Raw genomic sequence first — 2,841 nt, forward strand, 5'->3', positions numbered from 1 at the left:
GAGCGGGAGGCCGTTCTCCTCGACGTGCCCGTACCTGACCAACTGGGCACGGATTTCCCTGCTCAGCTCGGTGGCGCGGGTGTTGGTGGCGGTCATCACGACGGACTCGCGCTGGGCGAGGGTGTCCGCCACGAACGCCTGGACCACGTCGGCCTTCATCTGTTCCAGCGTGCCGCCCTGGATGCGGCCCTGCAGTTCGTACTCATCCAGCGCCCGGACCTCGCCGCGGCGCAGGGCCAGGCTCGCCTTGGCCTCCCACTCGCGCACCGTGCCGTCCGGCTCCTTGAAGCGGCGCACGTTCGACAGGGAGTAGTGCGGGCCCTCCTCGACCATCGTCCTCAACAGCCCGCCAGCCTCCGGAGACTGCAGTTGCTGCTGGTCACCGATGGGCACCAACTTGGCCCCGACCGCATCGCACATGTCGGAGATCCGGGTGATGTGGTCAGTCGACGCCATGCCCGCCTCGTCGAGAACCACCAGGTCACCCGCCCTCAGACGGAACGTCTCGACGTCCTCCCGCCGGCCTAGGCCCTGGCTGTAGTAGTCGAGGAACCGGGTCGTATTGGTCCGGATCTCGATGCCCTCCTCGCCGAGGACCTCGGCGGCAACCGCGCTGGGACCGAGGCCGATCACACGGCCTCCGGTGTGCTCCTCCCACGCCTTGGCAATCACGCCGGTCGTGTAGGACTTCCCCGCGCCGGCGGGGCCCTCGATCACGCTGACCTTTCGACTGTCGCCGAGGACTCCGCGGACCACGTCGGCCTGGTCGGCGGTGACGCCGGACGCCTTCACCACGTGCTCGATCGTGGGCTGGGACAGGCACGGGGCTCCGGTCTGGTGAGCGCGGGAGGCGACCCTGCCCTCGTCGTCGAGGTGCTCTTCCAGCGCGAACTTCTCGCTGGCCAGGGCGCTCGGGCTGAACACCGAGCGGCCATCGGACTGCCGGATGCGGGACGGAGCGTCCTCGATGATTTTCAGGCCGGCGGTCTGCACAACGCCGTACCGGCCCGACTTCAGCGCCTCGTTCGCCAGGTCGTTGGCAAGCGGAGCGAGGGGCACGTCCCGGGGCAGGTCGTCACCGAGCGTGGTGTTCAGCTGCTGGATGAGCTCGCTGCGGTCCCACGTCGACCGCTTGGTCTGCAGGGCCTCCAACGCCTCCATGATGACCTGTTCGCGGTCGAACTCGGGGACGTCGACCTCGGCGAGCCGGGTCTCGATGCCCACCTGCTCGGCCTTCTCCAGCGCGCCGAGCAGACCACCCTCGACCTTCTCCTCGGCGAGCCGGGTAGCCCGCTCAACCCGGGCCTCGGCGCTCTGATGCTCATTCCGCTTCGGGTCTCGCGTGTCGAGCGTGGCCATCTCCCGGAGCCGAGCACGCGTGTACGGGGAGGGCTCACGGCCGTGGTCCTGGACGTACTGCTCGCGCAGCTCCTCGTACCGCGCGTCGATCTCGTACGTACGCTCTGACAGAGCGTCAAGCAGCTCGGGCTCGAACCCCTTGATCTCACGCGCCAGGCCATCCGGCCTCAATTCGAACACGACGGGGAGGTCACGCTCGATGGCCTGTTCCATCGTCCGCTCGAAGACGGCGGCCGCGGCCTCGCGGGCCTTGCTCACGGCACGCGAATCGAGGGTGACGAAGTGCTCGTTCCCGTCCGCCTCGTGGACCTTGATTTTGTTGAGAACTGCCACATGCGCGTGCAGCTGAGGGTCACCCGCACGCGAGACCTCATGGGTGAAGATCGCGGCGGTGAAGCCCTCGCTGTCGACGTACCGGCCGGTCGACGGGCGGCCGTTCTTCGCGGTCCCGTGGTAGCCGATCCGGCCGAACCCGGCCTCCTCCTCGAAGACCTTCATCGCGGCCGCGATGCCCTCGTTCATCGCACCGCGCACCTTCGCCGCGTCCTCGTGGCGGCCGGCGGCTTCCAGCGCAGTCAGGTAGGTGGAGACGCTCTTCTGGGCGGAGTAGGTGTGATCGAAGTACATGGCGGGGGAGCGCTGGCCCTTGTCCCGCTCCTCCCTCCGGATCTCTGCGATGCGCTCCGGGTCGGCGTGCGGCTCCGCCTCCAGGCGGGCATCGATCCGCTGCTCGACCGTGCGGAACTCGTACGGCTTCCGGCCCCTCCGAGCGGATGCTTCGGCGTCGGCCATGACCTTCTCGGCGGCCGTGCCGGTGATGCCGTTCTCGTCAATGTAGGACTTCGCTGCGGACACCGCGGCCCGGTACTCCTCGGGGTGCGCGTGCCTTCCGAAGATCGCCCGGATATCACGCTCGGTAGCGTTCACGCCTGCCTCGACGCCCCACTCGGCGACACCCTCGCCGATCCACACGGCAAGCGGAGTGCCGTGCTCCGTGCCCTTGGCGAAGTAGCCCTCCGGCCCGTCGAGCGTGACCTCGGCGTCGGCCTGGTGCTCGCCGGCGCAACCCGATCCGGAGAGCAGGTAGTTGAGCCCTGCCTCTCCTCCGGAGATCGCGGTGATGCGCAGCATGGTCACTGAGGATACGCGATCAAGAGCGCGAGCGACACCGACAAATTAAGAATGCCTAGGTGTGTTATGTAGTAGAGGTTGTAGCAGGGGGCATAGAGGCGGAGGAGAAGGGGGTTTGTAGTGGGCTGAGCTGGATGAATGCGGATGGTTGGAGACGAGGGTGAGCGGGTGTTGTTTCTGAGGTTCGGAAGGATTCGGCCTGTACGGGTGAGACGGGCCCTGGAGAGTCTGAGAGGGCGGCGTGAGCGCCTCTCAGAACAGCAAGCTCGACGGGGCCGCGCGGGCCCAGTAGGCTCACCACAGACGGCATGAGGCCCGACCCCCGGACTGGGGGTCGGGCCTCGACTGTTA

1 protein-coding gene is annotated in these 2,841 nt (G+C 67.8%); it reads right to left on the reverse strand.

Features of this window, described 5'->3' with window-relative positions; translation table 11 throughout:
• A partial coding sequence (gene mobF, locus STRTUCAR8_RS15110; RefSeq protein WP_158697402.1) for a MobF family relaxase occupies window positions 1-2,490 on the reverse strand: 2,490 nt, incomplete at its 3' end.
• Between the last annotated feature and the right edge of the window lie 351 nt (window positions 2,491-2,841).

Source organism: Streptomyces turgidiscabies Car8, from assembly GCF_000331005.1.
Lineage (GTDB): Bacteria > Actinomycetota > Actinomycetes > Streptomycetales > Streptomycetaceae > Streptomyces > Streptomyces turgidiscabies.